We start from the raw sequence: 20437 nt of genomic DNA, 5'->3' as shown, positions 1-20437 counted from the left end.
TTCCCGAGCCCGGCCGGCTGGAGACGAATCAGACCCGGGGACGGGCGCCGAGTCATGCACGAAGGCGCCTTCCCCTTTCACCAGGGAGAATTCTTGAACTGGCGAGATGTTCCGCCGCCCCATCACTCCACGCCGCTGGGCCGCCGCGGCTTCCTCGGTGCCGTCGGAGCGACGACCGGTGCCTCACTGATCGGCACCCTGGACGCCGCTCCCGCCTCGGCCGCCGTCCGGGCCGCCGCCGAACGGCCCGTGCGGACCCGGTCCGGCCTCGTCACCGGTGTCCCTGCGGCCCTCGACGGCGTCACCGTTTACAAGGGCATCCGCTACGCGGCCTCCACCGCCGGTCAGAACCGCTGGCGCGCACCGCGACCGGCACCGTCCTGGACAGGGATACGCAAGGCGGACACGTGGGGTGCCGCCTGTCCCCAGCCCGTTACGGGCATCGACGCGGGCAAGGTGCCGCCGCTCAGCGAAGACTGCCTGAACCTCAACGTCTGGACACCGGAGGCGGATGCGAAGGCCCGGCGCCCGGTCCTCGTCTGGATCTACGGCGGCCGCAACAGCGCCATGTGGGCCTCCCAGCCGGTCTACGACGGTGCGGCGCTCGCCGCCAAGGGCGTGGTCGTGGTCACCTTCAACCACCGCGTCGGTGCCTTCGGCGGCCTCGTCCACCCCGAGCTGAGCGCCGAGACCGGCCACGGCGGCTCCGGCAACTGGGGCGTCCTGGACACGGTGGCCGCGCTGCGGTGGATCCGGCGCAACATCGCCGCGTTCGGAGGGGACCCGGAACGCGTCACCCTGGCCGGCTGGTCGCACGGCTCGTCGTTCGTGAACATCCTGATGATCTCGAAGCTCGCCCGGGGTCTGTTCCACCGGGGGCTGCTCGCGGCCGGGGTGCAGTACACCAAGGACCCGGCACTCGGTCATGTGGCGGGCGGTTACGACTCGTTGGCCGCCGCCGAAGCGAACGGCAGCGCGTTCGCCGCCTACATGGGCGCCTCGTCCCTGGCCGACCTGCGCGCGCTGAGCGCCGACGAGATCGTCTCCAAGGTGTACGCGCCCGGCGCCCCGAGCACCGGCACCGACTTCGGCAACGTCCTGGACGGGTACGTGCTGCCGACCACGTACACCGACGCCATGGAGTCCGGCACCGAGTACGACATCCCGGTCCTCACCGGCAACAACAGGGACGAGAACGGCGCTTCACCGACGCTCGCGATGACGGTGGCGCAGTTCCGGGAGTACGCGGCCACCACCTTCGGCGACCGGGCAGCCGGCTTCCTGAAGCTCTATCCGGCCACCGCCGACGCGGAGGCGGCCGCCCAGTACAACAACTACGCACGCGACGAGGAACGCGTCTCCACCTTCCTGTGGGGCACGCAGTTCCGGGACACCGCCGGCAACCGCAGCCCCCTCTACAACTACTGGTGGACGCACGCGCCCCCGGGCACGGACACCACCAACGCGATCGAGCCGGCGGACGGCGCGGGTGCCTACCACGGCGCGGAGAAGTACTACCTCTTCGGGAACCTGTACGGCACCGACCGGCCCTGGACCGCCGAGGATTACGCGATCGCCGATACGACGTCCTCGTACGTGGCCCGTTTTGCCGCCACCGGAAACCCCAACGGCCCCGCCCTGCCGCCGTGGCCCGCCATGCGCGCCACCAAACCCCTCGCCATGGAACTCGGCGACGCCTTCGCGACCCTCCCCGCGGCCGACAGCGACGCCAAGTTCGCCTTCCTCAAGGCCTACCTGCTCTCCCAGCCCACGGAGTACTGACATGACCGTACTGAGCACCTGGTTCCGTAGGAGAAAGGTCGCCCGGTTCACCGTCCTGGCCGCCGGGATCGCGCTGGTCACCGGGGGCGGTGCGGCACTCGCCGCCGGCTCCCCCGACAGTGCGCGGACGGTCACCGGGGTCAGCGCCGCCGCGACCGACTCCGGCATCGCCCCGGCCATGGCCTGCTCCCAGGTGGCCTCCCTGGACCTCGCGGCCGCCGTACCGGACGTGCCGTTCGAGATCACCTCCGCCGCCGAGGTGCCCGCCGCAGACAACACGCTCGGTAACTGGGCGTACTGCAATGTGCAGGGCGTGATCGCCCCGCAGATCCACTTCCAGCTGCGCCTCCCGCAGACCGGCTGGCAGGCCGACTATTTGCAGCTCGGTTGCGGGGGCCTGTGCGGCAACGTCAGCACGGGCAACGCCGCCGCGTCGTACGGCTGTGTCCCGCTGACCAGCGGCGCCTTCGCGGTCGGCTCCAGCGACGAGGGCCATTACCAGGGCGGCGGCCTGTTCTCCACCGACGCCGCCCTGCGCGCCGACTTCGGCTACAAGTCCGACCACTGGCTGGCCCAGGTCGCCAAGGTCCTCGTCAAGCAGTACTACGGTCAGTCGGCCACCCACTCCTACTTCGACGGCTGCTCCCAGGGCGGCCACCAGGCCCTGACCGAGGCCCAGCGCTACCCGACCGACTTCGACGGCATCGTCGCCGGCGCACCCGCCAACAATTTCACCGCGCTGAACACCTTCTCGCACGCCTGGACCGCCCAGTCCGTCTTCCTGAACGGCGGCCCGGCGACCATCACCACAGCCGACCTCGCGCCCCTGCACGCGGCGGTCCTCAAGGGCTGTGACGCCCCCGCCGACGGGATCGTCACCGACCCGCTGGCCTGCGGCTGGGACCCGGCGAGCATCACGTGCAAGGCAGGACAGACCTCCACAGCCTCCGACTTCTGCCTCACCTCCGACCAGGTCACCACCTTGCGCCGCATCTACGCCGGCCCGACCGACGAGCACGGTGCACTCCTCTACCCGGGCTACCAGCTGCGCGGATCGGAACTGAACTGGGCCGGGATCATCGTGCCCACGACGGCGACCGGCACCACCGGCGACATGAGCTTCGTCCGGGAGACCATCCGTTACCAGGTCTTCGACGAGCCGCACCCGGAACTGACGTACAGGGACGTCAAGTTCACGGCGGCCTACTTCAAGAAGATCATGCAGCCGAACGAGGGCACGTATGACGCCACCGACCCCGACCTGACCGCGTTCAAGAAGGCCGGCGGCAAGCTGATCCTCTGGCACGGCCTGCGCGACCAGCACATCCCGGCTGTGGGCACCATGGCGTACTACAAGGCAGTGCAGAACGTCATGGGAGGAGCGGCGGCCACCAGCAGTTTCGCCCGGCTGTTCCTGCTCCCGGGCGTCGCCCACTGCGGCGGCGGCCAGGGCCCGGACAAGCTGGACGCGCTGACCGCCGTCGTCGCCTGGGTCACCAAGGGCGAGGCACCGGACAGCCTGCTCACCACGGCGGTCGACACCAGCGGGAAGACCACTGCGACGCGACCCGCGTACCCCTTTCCGTACATCGCCGGGAACACCACGGGGGGACCGGCGGACGAGGCGAGCAGCTACACCCCCGTGCGGTCCACGGCGGAGGCGAACCTGACCTTGAACTGGCTCAGCTCGTTCCGCTCCGGCTACGAGACGGTCGGCAACTGGATCCACGGCAAGTGGGTGGTCAGCAAGGGCAAGGCGTGAACTGATCGCCGTCGGCCGGCCCGGCCCCGCGCACGGACGGCGGGGCCGGGTGTGGGTGGCGCCGAGGTCCAGTCCGCCGCGCGGGTGCGCGGTCTGCCGCTGGGCGCGCACGAGAGGCCCCTCCCGCTGGCCGAGCAGCCCGGTGCGCCCGTCCACCATGAGGATCAGGACGGCAGGTCTCTCACCCGGCGGCATACGCGCACAGCCGCCCATTGGTCAGCAGCCGATGGGCACCTGGGAGGTGGCGAACGGAGAAAGGGAACATGGAGCGTGATCGGGTTTCTCCCCAACCGGCGTCGACCGGAGTTGTTCCTTCAGCGGCAGCCTGGACGCGATCAGCTCCTCACTGAGGAATCCGAATCGGGAAACGGCAGCGCCCGCTTCTCGAGTACCAACACCCAGGTCCGCTAGGACCTGCCTGACAAATGATCTTGTTGGGTTTCGCGGAGCCAGAGGATGAGTGCCGCGAGGTGGAGTCCGGTCCGGTAGCGGGCGGCGAGTTTGTCGAAGCGGGTCGCGATGGCGCGGAACTGCTTGAGCCGGTTGAAGCAGCGTTCGACGACGTTGCGGGCCTTGTAGAGATCGCGGTCGAAGGCCGGTGGTCTGCCGCCGGCCCGGCCGCGCCGTATCCGGTTGGCCTTCTGGTCCGCTCTCTCCGGGATCACCGCCCGGATGCCGCGGCGCCGCAGCGTCTGGCGGATCGCCCGTGACGAATACGCTTTGTCGGCGATGACCGCGTCGGGCCTGCGGCGCGGCCGACCGACGCCGGTCCGGGGCACTCTCACCGCGTCCAGGACCGCGTCGAAGGCGGTGGAGTCGTTGACGTTGCCCGGCGTGAAGAGGGGGGCCAGGGGCAGGCCCCGGCCGTCACAGGCGAGGTGGACCTTCGTGGTCAGCCCGCCGCGGGACCGGCCGAGCGCCTGACGATCCGCCGCGCGTTCCGGATCTTCCAGTTCGTCCCTCGACGCCGCCCCTTTTTGCGGGCGCCAGCGGCGTGCTGGTGGGCACGGTTGATCGTGGAGTCGACCGACACGGTCCACTCCACCGCCCCGACCGAGTCGTCGCGGACCTGGACCTCCTCAAGCAGGCGGGCCCAGGTCCCGTCCGCCTCCCACCGGGCGAACCGCTCATAGACCGTCTGCCACGGCCCAAAGCGTTCCGGCAGGTCACGCCACGGAGCACCCGTCCGCAACCGCCACAACACCCCGTTGATCACCTGCCGGTGATTCCGCCACGGACGACCCCGCCCGTCAACACCCGGCAACAGCGGCGCCATCCGCTCCCACGCCGCATCCGTCAGCTCACCACGACCCACCACAAGATCAATTATCAGACAGGACCTAGCTCCCGAGGGACACGGCCAGGGCGGCGTCGGCGAACGGCGCGAGGGCTGCTGTTGTGTGGGCGGGCGCGGCGAGGAGTCCGGAGATGTGGCCGTAGTGGGTGGTGCCGGTCTGACGGGTCCTTCCCGCCGACGCGGGAGTGCTCCGGAGTGAACAACCCGCGCGGCCCAGGTAAGTTTGGCCAGGGCTCACGGCGGTCAGGGCAGGGTCTCGCCGTACTGAACCAGCAGCGCCCGCAGCCGGAGAGCCTTGTCGTCTCGGCGGCCCCGTAGTCGGTTCTTGTTGTTGCGCTTCCACCGGGCGAGCGCCTTCTCCTGCTCGTCGCCGAGAGTCAGGCTCGGCTGTATGTGGCCCCGTGTGGCCGCGAAGTCCTCAAGTTGCTGAAGCATCGAGGTCCACTGGTCTCCTCGCTGGTCCCAGGTCCATCCCGGCAGCGCCTCGAGCTCGGCCTCCTGCGAGGCCGACAGCACATTGCGACGGGCGCGCCAGGAGTTGAGCCACACTCCCACGGGGTGACTGTTCCACTCCTCGCGCTGCTTGATCGACGAGACAGGCCGGCCGGTGACGGCGCAAAACTGCTGCATCACCTCGACTTTTGCGTCTTGGGCGTCCTGATATGGGTCCCAGGACCAACCGGCCACCTTCTCCATGGCCTCGAGCTGACCGCCCGGCAGATCGTCGCCGCGGGTGATCAGCTCCGCCCGCCGCCTCCGGAGGTTGGTCGCCCACACGGTCGCGTCGCGGCGCGACGGCGACTTCTCCCGCTCGCCCGGATCCGGCAAATTGGCCCGCCGCAGGTACTGGTCGTAGCTGGCCCAGAAGCCGGCCTCATATGCGGTCTGGGAGGACCAGGTGGCGATCGTGGCCAGGCGCTCGGCCCGGTCGGCCCGCAGGCGACCGGTGCGCTGCAGCCCTCGCTGCTTGCGGCACCAACGCCCCAGACTTCGCCCGTCGACGCAGGCCTCGTCCGTGGGGTAGCAGTCGCCGGCGTTGGCCTCATAGGCCACCAGCTCCTCGAACATGAAGTCCCACGCGTCGTTCTGCGCCGAGTACTCCAGCCTCCGTGCCGCGCGCTCGCCGATGCGCTCGCGGAGCCACTGGCGCGCCGTTTCCTCCGCCTGCGGAGCGTCCAAGGCCCGGTAACGTTCGGCCGCTGCTGGGTCCAGCAGACGGAGCACCACCAAATGATCGAGGACGTCGGCCGCGGCTGCCTCCGGCTCTGCGAGGAAACTGACCCGCACGTCGTAGGTCTGGTCGAGAAGGTCGAGCGGGACCTCCCTGATACGCACCACGGTCCAACCATCCTCGCGCAGCCGTTGGGACTTCGCACTGTCCCTCCTGGCCGACTGCTCGGTCCCGTGGAAGTAGGAACCATCGAACTCGAGGACCAGGCGCAGTTCGTCGGCGTCGACCACCATGTCGACCCGCTCGACACGCGCGGTGTGAACGGCATCGCGATCGACGTCGATCGCAAGGACCGTGCTGAGCTCGGCCTTCAACCGCAGTTCTTGCACCGATGTCTGGCGCAGCCGGCAGGTGGGGCATCCGGTGCCGTAGCGTTTGCGGAACCCTCCCGTGCGGTTGTTCACCACGGCTTTCCACGGCTCATGCTCGGGAAAGTCGGGGCAGTTCCACCAGACCTTTCGGTTGGACGCGACCGTCAGCGAGTCTGCGGTGACCGCGGACTTATCGACGTTCAGCGTTTCGGCCAACCCCGGTTTCACTATCGATAGCCGGTTCGCATCCGTGATCCGCGTTGTCCCCACAGAAGCTGTTTCCTTCCGCCTCACGTCGCGTCCAGCCACCGTACGCGTCACCCCCGACACTTGCGGCGTCCTCGGCACTGGAAGCTCACCCGCCGTCTGGCTAGCTGGAGCGCTCAGTCGCACCGTCTGACTGCGATCTTCGCGTTTCCGGGAGCTTGCTCAGCTCGTCGGGAGACAGGTACGCGGTGTGGACGTACGTCGCTTGTTGCGTTATGGCGTTTCCCCCGGTCGTGACCGACGATCAGCGCAGGGATAAGCCTGGGGTGGACATGGCCGGGACGCGCGAGCGCCCCCCCAGTGCCGGCCGGGCGGGCACTTGTGAGTCAGGCTGTCGTTTCGGACGTCATGTCGGAGTCGGTCAGCGCGGCAGCGTCGGCGGTCGCGGAGTAGGCCCCGGAGTCCAGCACTGCGCGCAGCCGCGAGGAGTCCACGTCCCTCACGTGGGAATGGCCGGCGGTGAGTAGCATCCCTACAGTTGTGACCTGGACAGTCAGTACGCAGCTCCCTGGTAGTGACGAGACACTGTCCCTCAGCCAGGCGTCTGCTCTCGGTTCCTTTTCTGAACCGGTCCATCTGCCGCTGCCGATCGGGGGATTGATCACTGAGTGGGGCCGCTAGACGGAGCAGGATGGTCTCCGCCCGACGTGTAGGTATATCTCGTGGTCTGTACGATGCCGATGCTCGGCAGATGTCCGGTAAACGGCCTCTGCGGCCCGTCACTCACCTGCTCCGAATCCAGAGAAGACACCACCCTTGAACCACCCGCCTGCTTTCCCGTCACCTCCGTCCCCCGCCACCCGCTGGTGGTTGACCACGCCGGCCCGCATCGGCTTCGTACTCGCCGTCCCCCTGCTCGGTCTGATCAACCAGTACCTGGGTTTCCTCGCGATGATCGCAGCGATCGTCCTGGTGTGGAAGGACAGCCTCTGGCAGAAAGGCGCGAAGGTGGCCGCCACCATCGCCGCCATGGCGCTGCTCGGTGCGGTACTCCCTGACCCGCCCGAGGAAGGCGCCGCCGTGGCCCGGGAAGACGGAAAGGGCGCGGCGGCCCGCACGCTGGCCCCGCCCTCCGCAACTCCAGACGTTCCGTCACCGACCCCGAAGTTGCGGCCGGAAGCCGCGGACTACCGCGGCATGCGCCTGGACGAGGCTCGGGACAAGGCCGAAGCCGCAGGGTTCGGCGCGAGTGACCACAATGCGTCCGACGATGACAAGAGCATCTGGATGCGATCCAACTGGACGGTCTGCTTCCAGAAGACCGGCTGGACCATGTCAGAGACGAAAACGATCGACTTCGGAGCCGTGCAGACCGGCGCTCCATGTCCCGGCACGGACGGCGGTGCCATCCCATGGCCGACAATGCCGGAGCTGACCTGGAAGACGTGGAAGACGGCACGAAAGGAAGTCGTGGCACTTGGCGTCGTCCCCGCGGATCATGTGCGGGCCGCCACGGCCTACCTCAACGACACGCTGCCCGACGAAGGGAAGTACGACAACTGGCGGGTATGCGCGACTGACCCGGTCGAGGGCGCGGACGTCACCATCGACACGTGGGTGACCCTTGGGCTGACGCACCCGGACAACGGCTGCCCAGAGCCTGGCGAAAGCAAGGAAGGCAGGGCGGACCTGCCCGATCGAGACGACGACGGCGACCCCGACTACCGTGATCCGTTCCCAGGCGACCGCAGTCGCAACAGCACGTTCCCCAACGGCTTCCCGGACAGCTCCGGAAACTCGTCCGGCGGAGGCGGCGGGGGTGATGGAGACGGCTGGAACTGCCCCCGCACCCGTTGGTGCTGACCCGTCTGGCGAGCCCGCGTCGACGGAGCACGGCCGCCCCTCCCGAAGGGCCGGGACGTACCTGGCACCTGAGCCTCGGGTCTGCTACCCACGCCATTCGCATGTAGCTGGTGGGGTACTGCCTACCAACTGTGGTCGTGGGGGTGGCCTTCGGGGTGGAGGCACAGGCTGTCGTCGTTGAGGTCGGCAGCTGTCACGGGGCATTCGGGTAGGACAGCGATGCGGTATGGGGTGTTGCCGGGGGCGGGCCAAGTTACCCACCATGCGGTACTCGTGTCGTCGGGGCGGTCCTGGCTCGGGGCGAGACAGACGTGTTCTCCCTCGCGGAACGCTTGGTAGTGGCAGAGGTGATCGGTCTCTGCCTGAAACGCGGCGTCGCCGGACCGTACGGCCGTCACGTGACCGTCGTCGACCCGCTGGCATGGGAAAGGTGGTCCCCCTCAGCTCGCAGCGGCAGCAGCCGTCGGTATTTCGTATGTACCCGCTGTGGGCAGCGGTTGTGGCCGCGGTCCTTGCGTTCAGCCTGGTGGGCATCGCGGAGGTCCGTGACTTCGGTCAGCACAGTGTGGCCGCAGTGGCCGTAGCCCATGTCACCTTGCTCCAGGAGGCCATCTGCCCGAGGGGCATCCTGCCGACTCCGGCGAGCGACTGCGCGGAGGGGCGCGTCAAAATCCTGGCCGGGCTGGCAGCTGTGAGTGTGATGGCAGGGGTCACGCTGCCGCCCTCGGCCCTCTCGGACAGGGCGGTGCCGGCTGGCTGATGGCGCTCGCTTCGATCGCGATGGTGGTCGCCATCTGCTGTGCCAGCGCTGGGGCGCCCGCCCTTCGGCTGTTCGGGGGCGCGCTGGGAGGAGTGTTGGCCCTCGCTCTGGTCGTCTTGAAAGGCACAGTCCCCATGTGGGAGGGCTTGGTCATCCTGGCCGTGATGTTCCTCGGTACCGCGATCTATCGGGCCGAGCATGCTCAGAGCACCTGGCGGCACGCGGTGTGCACAGGCCTCGTGGTCGTCGCCTGCGCCGTGGGGAGCGCGTACTGGGACGGCGACGGCGCGCCTGGATGGTTTCTTTCCTGCTGGCCGTGGTCACCTTCGGTGCTGGCCTGGCGGTGCGCCGCCTGCGGATACCGCGCTGGCTGACCGGACTGGGAACGATCAGCTACTCGGTCTACCTGGTGCATCCCGTGCTGCTGGCGGTGACCGACGGCACGACCGGCCGGGGGGAGCGGGACAATGTCGTTCTCGAAGTGGCTTTCTACGCCGTGCTGCTGCCGCTGTGCGTGCTGACTTACCGTTACATCGAAGTGCCGGGCCAGGCATGGGGACGGAAGCTGACACGCCGCGTCCCGCCGTTGTGACAAGCAGGCGTGTCATACGCATCCCCGAGAGTTGTGGAGAGGACAGTGTCCTGGCTCGCCGGATGTCGGCGTCTGCACCGCCGCTACGAACGCAAGGCCGAGCACTTCCTCGCCTTCGTCGGCATCGCCGTAGCCCTCACCTGCCACCGCCGACTGACCAAGTGAGGCTTTCGGCAAGCCTTCAGCCGCCCTCCTCGACCAAGTGGAAGCCGCACGAGCCGCAGACCGTAAGCCCGGCGGGTGCCGCCCGCTTGCACTGCGGGCAGTGAAACGCCGGCGGTCCGGGGTGTCCGAGGGCAGCGCCCTGCACGGCGCGGACGAGAGGCTCGATGGCGTGCGGGATGCCTCCAGTACGCTGCTGCGGATCGCCGACAACACAGCCGCCCAGCGCGGGCGTGCCGAGTCCAATGTTCTGCTGCTCGCCCATCTCCAGCAGCGCCTGGTGTCCGTCACGCTTCTGCTATCCCCCTGTGACGCCCCGCGAGTGGTACCGGATGTCTCACTGGCTACACGTCGGTGACGTCCCGGGTCGTCGCCCGGTGAAGGGAGTCGATGTCCTCCATGAAGCTCAACATCCGGGCGTTGACGAGGTCGGGGTGGTCGATCTGCGGCCCGTGTCCGGTCGCGGCGACGATCTCGGCGCGGGCGCCGGGAATCACCCGAGGAACGCGTTCGAGCTGGACCTTCGGGTGCACCAGCAGGCTGCGCTTACCCATGATCAGGTAGAACGGCGTCCGGATGGAGCCCAGCTCGGCTTCGGACAGCGGCAGTGGAGCGGGACGGCGTATCCGGAAGGCCTTCACGCCGGCCTGGATCCAGGCGCGCAGATCCGGATCGGATATGACCGGCTGCTCCAGCCACTTGGCCAGAGCCGGGCGCAGCCGCTTAGGAGCGAAGGTGGCGAAGAGGCTGGCGAAGATCCAGACGAAGAAGCGGAGCCCCACCTTCTCCAGTCCGCCCGGGTCGAGGGCGGTGACTGAGGCGAGCCGTTCGGGCCGGCGGTGGACCTGGTTGATGACGAGCCAGCCGCCGTAGGAGGAGCCGACGAGGTGGACCTTGTCGAGGCCGAGGGCGTCGAGGGCCTCGTCCATCCACTGGGCGGCCCGCTCGGGTTGCCACATCGGCTCGCGGTGGATGCTGCGGCCCGGGTCGCCGGGGGTGTCAAGGGCGTAGACGGGGCGGTCGGCGCTGAGCGCGGCCGTGTTGGGGTACCACATCGCGGAGCAGCCGCCCGATCCGTGGATCAGGACGACCGGCGTGCGGGACCCGGCTGCCGGGTCCGCGGGGCTGTACCGGTAGACGTGAGTGGTCCCGAAGCTTGTCTCCACGTCGGTCTCGGAGCGGATCGGTGCGCCCTTCGCGTAGAGCACGTCGCAGGCGGCGAAGTAGCGGTCGCGCAGCTGGTCGTTGACGTAGCGGCCTATGTCGCGGCGCGGTCGGGGCGTGTTCTCGGGCATGGGCACCTCCGTGAGATCCACTCTTTGTGATACGACCGTACCATATGGGTGATACGGCGGTACCATGAAAAGGTGCCGTCGAGCCGGACCGGACGGCGAACAGGCAACCCCACCAACCCCAACCACGGCCGGAGACGCCACGGATGCCCAAGCGAGTGGACCACGATGAACGCCGCACCCAGATCGCTGAAGCACTCATCCAGGTCGCCGGGCGGCAGGGCCTGCACGCGGTCGGCATGCGCGACGTCGCCGCCGAGGCGGGCGTCTCACTGCGCCTGGTGCAGTACTACTTCCAGACCAAGGAGAAGCTGCTTTTCCATGGCCTCCAACACCTGACCGACCGCTTCACCGCACGCGTTGGCGCCCGCCTCGCCGCTGCTGGCCGTGACCCGGGCCCCCGCGCGACAATCGAGGCACTGCTGCTGGCCTCGCTGCCGACCGACGAGGAAGGCCGAACCTTCCACCTTCTCTACAGCTCCTACTCGATCCTGTCCGTGACCGACGAGGCCCTCGCCGCCCAGCCGTTCATCGACAACCCTGACGCCGCCGAGAATGCCCTTACCGGACTGATCCAACAGGCACAGGAGACGGGCCGGGCCGATGCTGGAGCCGACGCTCGCACTGAGGCGATCAGCCTGCTTGCCATGACGGCAACCATGGGTACCAGCATCCTCGTCGGGCAGCGGACGCCGGAGGCTGCCACCGCGGCGCTCCAATACCACCTCGACAGGATCTTCAACAGCAGCCAGACCGCGCCTACGACCCGGTGCGTAGCGCAGGAACTCAAGGGCGAGCTGACCTAGGGCGTGTCGTGAAAGTGCTGGTCACAGCCACTCGTTGATGGCTGCGACCAGCACGGTTGCCTCGTAGCGGACGGCAAGTTTGTCGTACCGCGTGGCGACGGCCCGGTGGCGCTTGAGGCGATTGATCCCGCACTCGACCGCGTGCCGCTGCTTGTAGTCGTCCTTGTCGAACGTCGGCGGTCGCCCGCCACGCGATCCGCGCTTGAGCCGGTTGCGGACACGGTCTGCCGGGACTGGGATCGTGGCCTTGATCCCGCGTCTGCGCAGGTAGGAGCGGTTCCTGTGAGAGTCGTACGCCTTGTCGGCGCGCACCCGTTCCGGGCGTCTGTGCGGCCTGCCAAGGCCCAGCCTCGGCACCCGGATGGCTTCCAGGACCGCTTCGAACTGCGGGAATCGCCCCGCTGCCCGGCCGTGATCACGACGGACAAGGGCTTCTGACCTTGCTCGACCGCGAGGTGGATCTTGCTGGTCAGTCCGCCGCGGGAGCGTCCGAGGCCGTGGTCGGCCGGCTCGACGAAGACGCCGCCGGGCGGTTCCTTCCGCAGGTCCCCCTTTTCGCCGCTCCGGCGGCGTGCTGATGGGCCCGGCAGACGGTGGAGTCGACGTTGACGTCCCAGGTGATCAGGCCTTTCGCATCGGTCTCGGCCTGGAGTTGGGCGAGGATCCTCGCCCAGGTGCCGTCCCGCTGCCAGTGCCGGAACAGGTCGTAGACCCGGTCCCACGGCCCGTAACGCTTCGGCACGTCACGCCAGGGGGCACCTGTCCGGGTCCGCCACCGTATGCCGTCTATCAGCTGCCGCCGCGTCCACACCTGCGGACGACCTGGCTTAATGCCCTGCGGCAGCAGCGGCTCAAGCCGGGCCCACTGGCCGTTCGTCAGATCCCCACGTCCCACGACAGCTGATCATCGACGAACAAGATCCACTTTCGCAACAGGCCCTAGTACTGCAACGGTGTCTGTTCTGATTGCTGGTCAGTTTTCAGGGACTGCGGCCTCGTCGTTTGTAGTACTGACGCGGGCTTGGTGTTGGCGTCTTCTGCGCCAGGTCGACCAGTGCAGGATGTGGTCGACCGGGGTGGGTCGGCGGTTGGTGAGGCGGGTGATCAGGCGTCGGATTTCGGCGAGGCTGAGGTGGACGAGCTGGGAGGATCCGTTTCTGCTTTGTCCGTGTCCAGCTGTCGGGCCCGCAGGACGGTCAGGCAGGCGTGGTCGGCCATGGCCAGGGTCATGTGGCGGTGCCAGCCGGGGTAGCGGCGGACCTGGTAGTCGTCCAGGCCGCATTCCTGCTTCGCGGTCTGGAAGCATTCCTCGACGGCCCATCGGCTGCCCGCAACACGGATCAGTTCGTCCAGCGTCGTGTCGGCGGGACAGTAGGCGATGTAGTAGGAGATCTCCTCGGGCCTGCTGACGCTGCGGCGGGCGAGAACCCAGTGCCGGCGGTCCTCGCGGTGCCAGGGCCGCACCTCGACGTGGGCCCGGTCGAAGATCCGCCGGCCGTGGGCTCCCTCGCCGCAGGAACGGCGCTTCCATTTCTGCCGGGGCAGGCCGGGAAACAGTTCGTGGACGGGGTGGTCGAGGGCCCAGCGGGTGACGACGGTGTCGTGTCTCGTTGTGGCCATGACGTGGAAGACGTCGGCCTGCTCGAGTTCGTGTCGCCAGCCCTTGCTGAAGCCGTAGGCGGCATCCGCGGTCACCCAGGCGAACGGGATCTTCCCGGCGATCGCCTTGCGGACCATCGCCTTGGCCATGGCCACCTTGGTCTCGAACACGACCTCGTCACCGATGCCGGCGCGGCGGCAGCGTTCCCGGTCGTCCGTCCAGGACGTGGGCAGATACAGGCGCCGGTCGATCAGGGTGCGTGCGCGGCCGGTGGCGTAAGCCAGGAAGACGCCGACCTGGCAGTTCTCGGTGCGGCCGGCAGTTCCGGAGTACTGGCGTTGCACGCCGGCCGACCGCACTCCCTTCTTCAGGAAGCCGGTGTCGTCGACGATCAACACGGCATCCCTCTCACCGAGGTGTTCCACGACATAGGCGCGTACGTCGTCCAGGACCTCGTCGGCGTCCCACTCGATCCGGTTCAGCATCCGCTGGATACGGTCGGGCCCGTCATGCCCGGCCTCCTCGGCCGGCGTCCAGCCGTTCTTCCGCTGCAGCGGAGCAACCAGCCCCCGCATACAGGCCAGAGCCGACTCACGCGGCTCCGACCTACTGAAACGGTGCACAAACCGCCCATGCAGAGCGGTCAGTTCACCCGCCCACAACCTGACATCAGCAAGGTCCCCACCCATAACCACACCAGCGACCGACCTGGCCACTAGTCACGGCAAGAACCGTTGCAGTACTAGACGGGGGCGGACGCCTACCCAACGGGGGTGAGCTGGTCGCGGAGTTTCTGCACCGCCTCGCTAATGTCCTGAGTCGGGAATTCGGTTCAAATATCCGGCGAGGCGTTCGAGAATCTCGTCTGCGGTCTTCGTCCAAACGAAGGGTTTCGGGTCCTCGTTCCAGGTCCTGATCCAGGGATGTCCTTCTCCAGGGCCTGGACGTTCTTGTGGACGCCTCGCCGTATCTGCTTGTCGGTGAGCAGGCCGAACCACCGCTCGACCTGGTGGAGCCAGGAGCTGCTGGTGGGGGTGAAGGGCACGTCGACCAGCCTGTCCACGGATGACCGCGCTGCCCCGCAGCGAGCAGACCGGCGACCGCCGCACCTGCCGCCTGGGCCAGGGTGGTAGTGCGGCCGACGTACTGAAAGCGCCCTTCGGTGTCGTATCTGCCGAGCAGCAGCGTGCGGGGAGCGGCCAGAGAGCCCGTGATCGCCGCGATGGCCTCGCTCGTCTCGCGGATCTTGTATTTCTGTCAGCCCCTCACCGACGGGCGGTAGGCGTCATTGAGCCTCTTGAAGACCACACCCTCCATCCCGACCGACGCCCACGTCAGCCACTCGCGTACGACGTCGGCCTCGGTGGTCGACGGGCAAAGGGCCCACGGCGCCGACAGCCGACGAACACGGACTCCAGCGCGGCCCTGCGCCGCCGATACGGCCAAGAGGTGGTGCACGTCCCAGACAGCCGCAGCAGATCGAACGCGACGAAGTGAGCCGGCCACTCCTCCGCCGCCCGAGCCGCCCCGGCACCACGCCGGGCAAGCTGGTTCTGCAACCGCTCGAATGCGAGGCGGCCCGCGGCGTCCCATACGACCAACTCGCCATTTATGTGAGCTGCCAGCCTGTCTCATCGCGGGGTACTTGTCCTCGTCACTTCGTGGTCTGCCCGTCCTGGCGGACCCGGCGGCGGTAGGCGGCGGCGTTGATCCTGCTGCCACAGCTACGCTTCGAGCACCAGCGTCGGGTACCTGCCCTGGAGCGGTCGAGGAAAAGACGTGTGCATGGCTCACCGGTGCAGTGCCGGATGAGGAGTCGGCCGGGACCGCCGAGCAGGTCGCTGGCACTCGCCGCGACAGTGGCCAGCACCTCATTGACTCCGCCGCGGCGTTCCACCTCGCCCAGGGCCTGGAGCGCGGGGCGGACCGGTGTGTGTGCGGCGGCCCGCCGGATCACGGCGGCGTCCTGCGGGTCACCCGGCTCTCCTGCGGCGGCGGCGAGTGCCAAGCGGTAGATCGCCTCGCGCAACGTGCGGGCCGCAACCAGGTCGCCCTGGCTCACCGCCTCCAGTCGGTCGACCACCTCGGCTGCGGTCGCCCATCGGGCGAAGTCCTCTGGCTCAGCGAGCAGTTCCGTGTGACGGGTGGTGCGCCAGGCCACCGTAGCGGCGAAGTCGAGGGCAACGTGATCACTGACGAAGGTGAATCTCACCCCTCGAGTATGAGCGGGGATCTCGAACGCACATGTCGTCATACCTTCAGGGTATGACGAGAGAAGGTGGGCCGCACATGGGGCGGCGAGGCGCGGAATCCGGTCGGAGGCATGCACTTGCGTACGCAGACACCCATGCATACGGGAACGCGCTCAGGCACGCACAAATGGGTGCTCGCCCGGTACATGCTGGTGGCCGTGTTGGTCCGCCTCGCCTCCGAAGGGGCGCGGATCGGTGTAGTAGTGCTCGCCGTAGAACGCACCGGCAGTGCCGGCTTCGGGGGCGCACTCGTCGCTGCCCTGCTGTTTCCCAGCGTCGTCGCCGCCCCGTTGGCCGGTGCCCTCGCGGACCGGGTCCGGCGCCGGCGGCTGTTCCACGCCGGTTGCCTGGTCTACTACGGGGCAGGCCTGACCGTGGTCGCGGGGCTGATTGGGCGGGCACCCGCTCCGGTCGTCCTAACAATGGCCGCCGCGGCGGGCTGCTGTACCCCGCTGCTGACCGGTGGCCTGACCAGCCTGCTGAGCGACCTGCTGCCGTCCACGGAGTTGCCCCGCGCCTTCAGCCTGGACGCCGTCTCCTACAACCTGGCAGGAATCACCGGGCCTGCCCTCGCCTCCGCCCTCGCGGCGGCTACCGGTCCCGCCCCCGCCGTCGTGGCCCTGGGGGCAGGAGCCGCCGCAGGAGGCCTACTGGTCTTCGCCCTGCCGCTGCGGCGCCGCCCCGGACGGGGCGCTGGACCGCGCCCCGCCGGTCTGGGTGCCGCCATCGCGCTGCTGGTCCGCGATCCGCCGCTGCGGTCGCTCACCTGGGCCAGCGGGGTGGGCCAGCTCGGGATCGGTGCTCTGCCCGTGGTCTGCGTGCTGCTCGCCACCCACTACCGGACACCCTGGGCCGCAGGCGGTCTGATGACCGCGATGGCACTCGGCTCGCTGACCGGTTCTCTGGCGTACGCCTGGCGGCCGTGGGGCACCCTGCGCCCCGAACGGACCGTCGTGACCATGCTTTTCGCGACCGGGGTGCCGCTGGCCGCCGTGCCCTGGATGGACAGTGCCACCGCGGCAGTCGGCGGCTTCGCCTTGGCCGGGTGGTGCACCGGTCCGCTCTTCGCCGCACTGCTGGCCGGGCGCGACCGTTACGCGCCCCAAGGTGCCCGTACCCAGGTCTTCACCCTGGGAGCAAGCATCAAGAGCACCTTTGCCGCAGGCGGGGCTGCCCTCGCGGGCGTCTGGCAGGCCGCCGGGCCGGGAAGCCTCGTCCTAGCAGTGGCCGCCTGCCAAGTTGCTGGGGCCGCGCTGGGCGTAGTCCTCCTGTATGGGCGCCCGAACAGGGGCGACCGCCCATCGCCTGAGACACCGAGCACTTGAGACACCCGTGCAGGTCACATAGCGCCGTCCAACCCGGTGTCCTCCGGCAGCTGCGCCAGGGCAGCCGCCCGGATCTCGGGGAACGCGGCCGTCATGTCCGTGCCGCGCCGTGAGCGCAGCAGCACCCGCCCGCCCGCGTACACGGCGAGCTGGGCACGGTAGCCGTCCCACTTAGGCTCCGCGGCACACCCAGCGGGTAGGACAGGGCTGTCCACGGCCACGGTGAGCATCGGCTCGGGCAAGGACCACGTCATGCGGCCATACCTTCCACGTAGCTCGGGGAAACTCCGTAGTTGCTCACCGCCAGGCCGCTTACGCTGTGCGATGTGTCTGCACCGAAACTTCACCACTATGTGTCTCAGAGCTACCTGGCACGATTCGGGCGAGGCGACATGGTCAGGGTGAGGCGCCGGTGCCCGCCGAAGACGCACCTCGGGCACCTCCATCTGTGAGAGTTCTGAGTGGGCGGTTCGTAACGTGATGTCTGTTTCTGCCTGAGGTTGAGGCAAGGTTGCTGCTGGAGGGCCGGTGGGCTATTGCCTCCTGGCGAAGTTGCCGGTGTCCGCCTCGGTGAGGATTCCGAGCTTGACCAGGCGTTTCAGCTTGGCGCGGGTGCCTTCGACGTTCTGGTCGGGCCGTCAGGCCCTGGCGCTGGCGACTCCTGAGCCGTCCATGTAGTCGTGGACCCGTGTGATCAGTCCGTTGCGTACGTGGAGTATCAGGAGGCCGGGGACGGTGAACGTGGTGGCCTTGGGCGGCAGCGTTCCCACCACGACATGCTCGGCGATGATCACTTCGGGATCGGCGGTCTCGTGGGTCGCGATCCTCCTGACCTCCTGCACCTTGGCGGGGCTGGCGCCCCAGACCGCTCGGTAACCGGCGCGCACGGCCTCACGACCCTCGAAGCATGCGGGGAAGCCGGGTGAGGTGAACGGGAACTTGTGCACCGCATCGATGGCGTAGAGATCGGCGAGATCGTCTGGCGACTTGTCGAGCATGGCTTGGTAGTAGCAGGTCAGCACCTCGTGAGGGGTGCGAACGGCAGGTGTATCCAGAGGTGACACGGGGGTCATTCCATTCGCTCAACGCTTGTTGACCCACTCACGGTATGGTCGGCTGGAAGTTCGGTCAACGGCTGTAGAGTGAATCGGTGTCCACTCCTCGCCAGTCCCGCGCCGACCGCCGCCGAGCGACCGAGGTACGCATCCTCGACAGCGCCCGGGAGCTGTTCGCTGAGAAGGGATTCGAGCGCACCACCATCCGCGCTGTGGCGGCCGCGGCAAGCGTCGATCCGGCTCTGGTCATGCAGTACTTCGGCTCGAAACGGGAGCTGTTCAGCCAAGCCGTGCAGGCGTTGCCGACCCCGCTGACGGTCACCGGCGCCGACGAGCTCGTCGATCAGTTGCTGGCCTCGCTCGGCCTCAAGCTCGGCGGTCTTCCCGAGGGCACGCTGGCGATGATGCGGTCGATGCTCACCGACCAGGCAGCAGCCGATCACGTCCGTGCCGCTCTCGGCCGGCAGATCGACAGCGTCGGTGCAGCCCTGCCCGCTGCCGAGGATCCCGAACTGCGCGCCGCACTGGTTGTCACCGCATTGCTGGGCGTGACCATCGGCCACCAGCTCCTCGGCCTGGCCGCACTGCGTGAGGCCCCTGCGGATCACATCGCCGCGTTGCTCCGCCCGGCCATCAAAGCCCTGGCAGGACCGCCGGGGTGAACGAAGAGTCCCCGTTGCTCGGAATGTGAGCAGGCTGTACTCAGGCTCAGCAGCGGTAGTAGGGGTGGAACGGGCTCCACCGTGTTTCCGCGTCGGCTTCATCGGGCCCCCCACGACTTTGGCGTCGCGAGACCCTGGCTCTGCAGCTGCACAACCGTGCGGCGCCTGCTGAGCGGCATGGCCTCGATCGCGGGCTGGACCAGCTCCTTCAGCGGATCGGCGTCCTCACCGCCCGGGTTGCTGGCCGCCACAAGCGCGGTCTCGTCCATCAGATCGATCCGCTTCTGCGCGCGCAACGTGTCGATTGCCAGACGCGATGATGTCCTGCGCAGATAGGCCCCGAGTTTCACACCGGGCTCAAGCCCGGCTTCGCATTGGGGTTGGCCCCTCGAAATTCGTCGGCAGCCTGTGGGTGCTGGGTTTGTGCGTCCGCAGCGGATGGTGGTGAGCCCGACTGGGCAGCCTCTGTCACTGTCTGGCCGGCTCGGGTACGCGCGTACAGGACCTGCCTGCCTGCGCGGTGGGCGCTGACCAGACCGGCGTTCCGCAGGGCGGTGAGGTGCTGGGAGGTGCCGCCGGGGGTCAGGCCGGTACGGCGGGCGAGTTCGGTGGTGGATGCGGGGGCGGTCAGCTCGGTCAGGACCATCGCGCGGGAGCGCCCCAGCACCCCCGCCAGGGCGTTGGGGGCGGTCGCGGGCCGGGTGTGCCAGAGCGTGCCGACGGCGCGGGGTGGATAGCGCAGCGAGGGCTGCCAGGGTTCGTTGAGCACGGAGAAGACGCGTGGCCAGATGAAGACGGAGGGCACCAGCAGCAGGCCTTGGCCGTCGAGCCGGCGCGCTCCGCGCGCGGTGCGGTGTTCCAGGTGCAGGGTGCCTTGGGCCCAGGTGACCTGCGGGTCGAGGTCGGTGAACAGGTGCTGTGCGCCGCCGGCGACCAGGCGGCCGGCGCGGTAGCGGATGTCGTCCTCCAGAAGGGTGAGGATGCGTGACCAGTACGGGGCCAGCGCCAGCTCCCAGTACGCCTCGATCGCATCGGCCAGCCGCGCGAGCTCGGTGGCCGGATTGCCGCGCAGTGCGGCCATCCGCGCTTCCGGCACTTCGGCCGTGGTGTGCAGAAGCGCCGGCGGCATGGCCCGCACCGTGGCCAGCTCCACCTCCAGCGACGGCAGCGGCGTCGTGGGCGGCGGGCAGATGAACCCCGGGATGCGGCCGGCCCAGGGCGAGCGGACGGGCATCGGGACGAGGTCGAACAGCGGGCTCAGGTCGAGACCTGCCGCCGCCAGCCGGGGGCGTACGCGGTCTGCCCATGTGCGGTGCAGGCCGTGTTCGTCCGCACCCTTGAGCACCCGGACGCTTGCCACGACCTCCCACAGCGGAGAGATCGCGAAGCGGGTGCGTGCCACGTCCTCGATGGCGAATTCCACCTCGATCATTTAGCTGAGCCTAAATCTCTGTGGGGAGCCGCGCAGCGTCCCGCAC

At 68.6% G+C, this 20437-nt stretch carries 17 protein-coding genes and 3 pseudogenes; 8 read left to right on the top strand and 12 right to left on the bottom strand.

What is annotated here, in order from left to right:
• Positions 1–93: 93 nt before the first annotated feature.
• Positions 94–1782, top strand: a complete 1689-nt coding sequence (locus QF030_RS04045; RefSeq protein ID WP_307161254.1) for a carboxylesterase/lipase family protein — start codon at positions 94–96, stop codon at positions 1780–1782.
• Between the two features lies 1 nt (position 1783).
• A complete protein-coding gene (locus QF030_RS04040; RefSeq protein ID WP_307161253.1) occupies positions 1784–3544 on the top strand; it encodes a tannase/feruloyl esterase family alpha/beta hydrolase in 1761 nt (586 codons plus the stop codon).
• 407 nt (positions 3545–3951) lie between these two features.
• On the opposite strand, the gene QF030_RS04035 is transcribed toward QF030_RS04040, so the two are convergent.
• Positions 3952–4859, bottom strand: a protein-coding gene (locus tag QF030_RS04035; protein WP_373428878.1) for an IS5 family transposase whose coding sequence is annotated in 2 segments (ribosomal slippage) — positions 3952–4514 and positions 4514–4859 — 909 coding nt in all. Because the reading frame shifts where the segments join, the coding sequence is not laid out codon by codon here.
• 225 nt (positions 4860–5084) lie between these two features.
• Complete coding sequence (locus QF030_RS04030; RefSeq protein WP_307161251.1) at positions 5085–6599, bottom strand: Helicase associated domain protein; 1515 nt, start codon at positions 6597–6599, stop codon at positions 5085–5087.
• A gap of 861 nt (positions 6600–7460) precedes the next feature.
• Between QF030_RS04030 and QF030_RS04025 the strand changes: the two genes are divergently transcribed.
• From QF030_RS04025 to QF030_RS04015, 3 genes and pseudogenes are all read left to right on the top strand, one after another.
• Positions 7461–8453, top strand: a complete 993-nt coding sequence (locus tag QF030_RS04025; RefSeq protein WP_307161250.1) for a hypothetical protein — start codon at positions 7461–7463, stop codon at positions 8451–8453.
• 1055 nt (positions 8454–9508) lie between these two features.
• Positions 9509–9805 carry an acyltransferase family protein gene (locus QF030_RS40520; RefSeq protein ID WP_373428729.1) on the top strand — a complete coding sequence of 99 codons (297 nt, stop codon included), beginning with the start codon at positions 9509–9511 and terminating at the stop codon, positions 9803–9805.
• 30 nt (positions 9806–9835) lie between these two features.
• Positions 9836–9970, top strand: a pseudogene (locus QF030_RS04015) (IS5/IS1182 family transposase); the annotation flags it as partial.
• Between the two features lie 341 nt (positions 9971–10311).
• Here the strand turns inward: QF030_RS04015 and QF030_RS04010 are convergent.
• Entirely contained in the window at positions 10312–11262 is a 951-nt protein-coding gene (locus QF030_RS04010) for an alpha/beta fold hydrolase (protein ID WP_307161249.1), read from the bottom strand.
• A 143-nt stretch (positions 11263–11405) separates the two neighbouring features.
• Here QF030_RS04010 and QF030_RS04005 point away from each other — a divergent pair, with 143 nt between their 5' ends.
• Positions 11406–12065, top strand: a complete 660-nt coding sequence (locus QF030_RS04005; protein WP_307161248.1) for a TetR/AcrR family transcriptional regulator — start codon at positions 11406–11408, stop codon at positions 12063–12065.
• Positions 12066–12086: 21 nt separating this feature from the next.
• On the opposite strand, the pseudogene QF030_RS04000 reads toward QF030_RS04005, so the two are convergent.
• From QF030_RS04000 to QF030_RS03980, 5 genes and pseudogenes are all read right to left on the bottom strand, one after another.
• Positions 12087–12960 (bottom strand): annotated as a pseudogene (locus QF030_RS04000) (IS5 family transposase).
• A gap of 209 nt (positions 12961–13169) precedes the next feature.
• Positions 13170–14354: an IS701 family transposase gene (locus tag QF030_RS03995; protein ID WP_307161247.1), complete on the bottom strand. Its 1185-nt coding sequence runs from the start codon at positions 14352–14354 to the stop codon at positions 13170–13172.
• Positions 14355–14471: 117 nt separating this feature from the next.
• Positions 14472–14704, bottom strand: a pseudogene (locus tag QF030_RS03990) (IS630 family transposase); the annotation flags it as partial.
• A gap of 295 nt (positions 14705–14999) precedes the next feature.
• Entirely contained in the window at positions 15000–15224 is a 225-nt protein-coding gene (locus QF030_RS03985; protein ID WP_307167459.1) for a hypothetical protein, read from the bottom strand.
• A gap of 95 nt (positions 15225–15319) precedes the next feature.
• Positions 15320–15877 (bottom strand): CGNR zinc finger domain-containing protein, encoded by a 558-nt coding sequence (locus QF030_RS03980; protein ID WP_307161246.1) that lies wholly within the window; start codon positions 15875–15877, stop codon positions 15320–15322.
• A 135-nt stretch (positions 15878–16012) separates the two neighbouring features.
• Here QF030_RS03980 and QF030_RS03975 point away from each other — a divergent pair, with 135 nt between their 5' ends.
• On the top strand, positions 16013–17242 hold the full coding sequence (locus QF030_RS03975; RefSeq protein ID WP_307161245.1) for an MFS transporter: 1230 nt from the start codon (positions 16013–16015) through the stop codon (positions 17240–17242).
• A 14-nt stretch (positions 17243–17256) separates the two neighbouring features.
• On the opposite strand, the gene QF030_RS03970 is transcribed toward QF030_RS03975, so the two are convergent.
• On the bottom strand, positions 17257–17496 hold the full coding sequence (locus tag QF030_RS03970; protein ID WP_307161244.1) for an ATP-dependent DNA ligase: 240 nt from the start codon (positions 17494–17496) through the stop codon (positions 17257–17259).
• A gap of 384 nt (positions 17497–17880) precedes the next feature.
• A complete protein-coding gene (locus QF030_RS03965; protein ID WP_373428728.1) occupies positions 17881–18315 on the bottom strand; it encodes a nuclear transport factor 2 family protein in 435 nt (144 codons plus the stop codon).
• 77 nt (positions 18316–18392) lie between these two features.
• On the opposite strand from QF030_RS03965, the gene QF030_RS03960 reads away from it, so the two are divergent.
• Positions 18393–18959, top strand: a complete 567-nt coding sequence (locus QF030_RS03960) for a TetR/AcrR family transcriptional regulator (RefSeq protein ID WP_307161242.1) — start codon at positions 18393–18395, stop codon at positions 18957–18959.
• Positions 18960–19057: 98 nt separating this feature from the next.
• Here QF030_RS03960 and QF030_RS03955 read toward each other — a convergent pair whose 3' ends face one another.
• Together QF030_RS03955 and QF030_RS03950 are read right to left on the bottom strand one after the other, a co-directional pair.
• Entirely contained in the window at positions 19058–19309 is a 252-nt protein-coding gene (locus tag QF030_RS03955) for a hypothetical protein (protein WP_307161241.1), read from the bottom strand.
• Positions 19306–20391 (bottom strand): ArsR/SmtB family transcription factor, encoded by a 1086-nt coding sequence (locus QF030_RS03950; protein WP_307161240.1) that lies wholly within the window; start codon positions 20389–20391, stop codon positions 19306–19308. The genes QF030_RS03955 and QF030_RS03950 overlap by 4 nt, the downstream gene beginning before the upstream one ends.
• Between the last annotated feature and the right edge of the window lie 46 nt (positions 20392–20437).

The organism is Streptomyces rishiriensis (genome assembly GCF_030815485.1).
Classification (GTDB): domain Bacteria; phylum Actinomycetota; class Actinomycetes; order Streptomycetales; family Streptomycetaceae; genus Streptomyces; species Streptomyces rishiriensis_A.
Note: the sequence above shows the minus strand (reverse complement) of the source record. Positions and strands in the feature narration are given on the sequence as shown.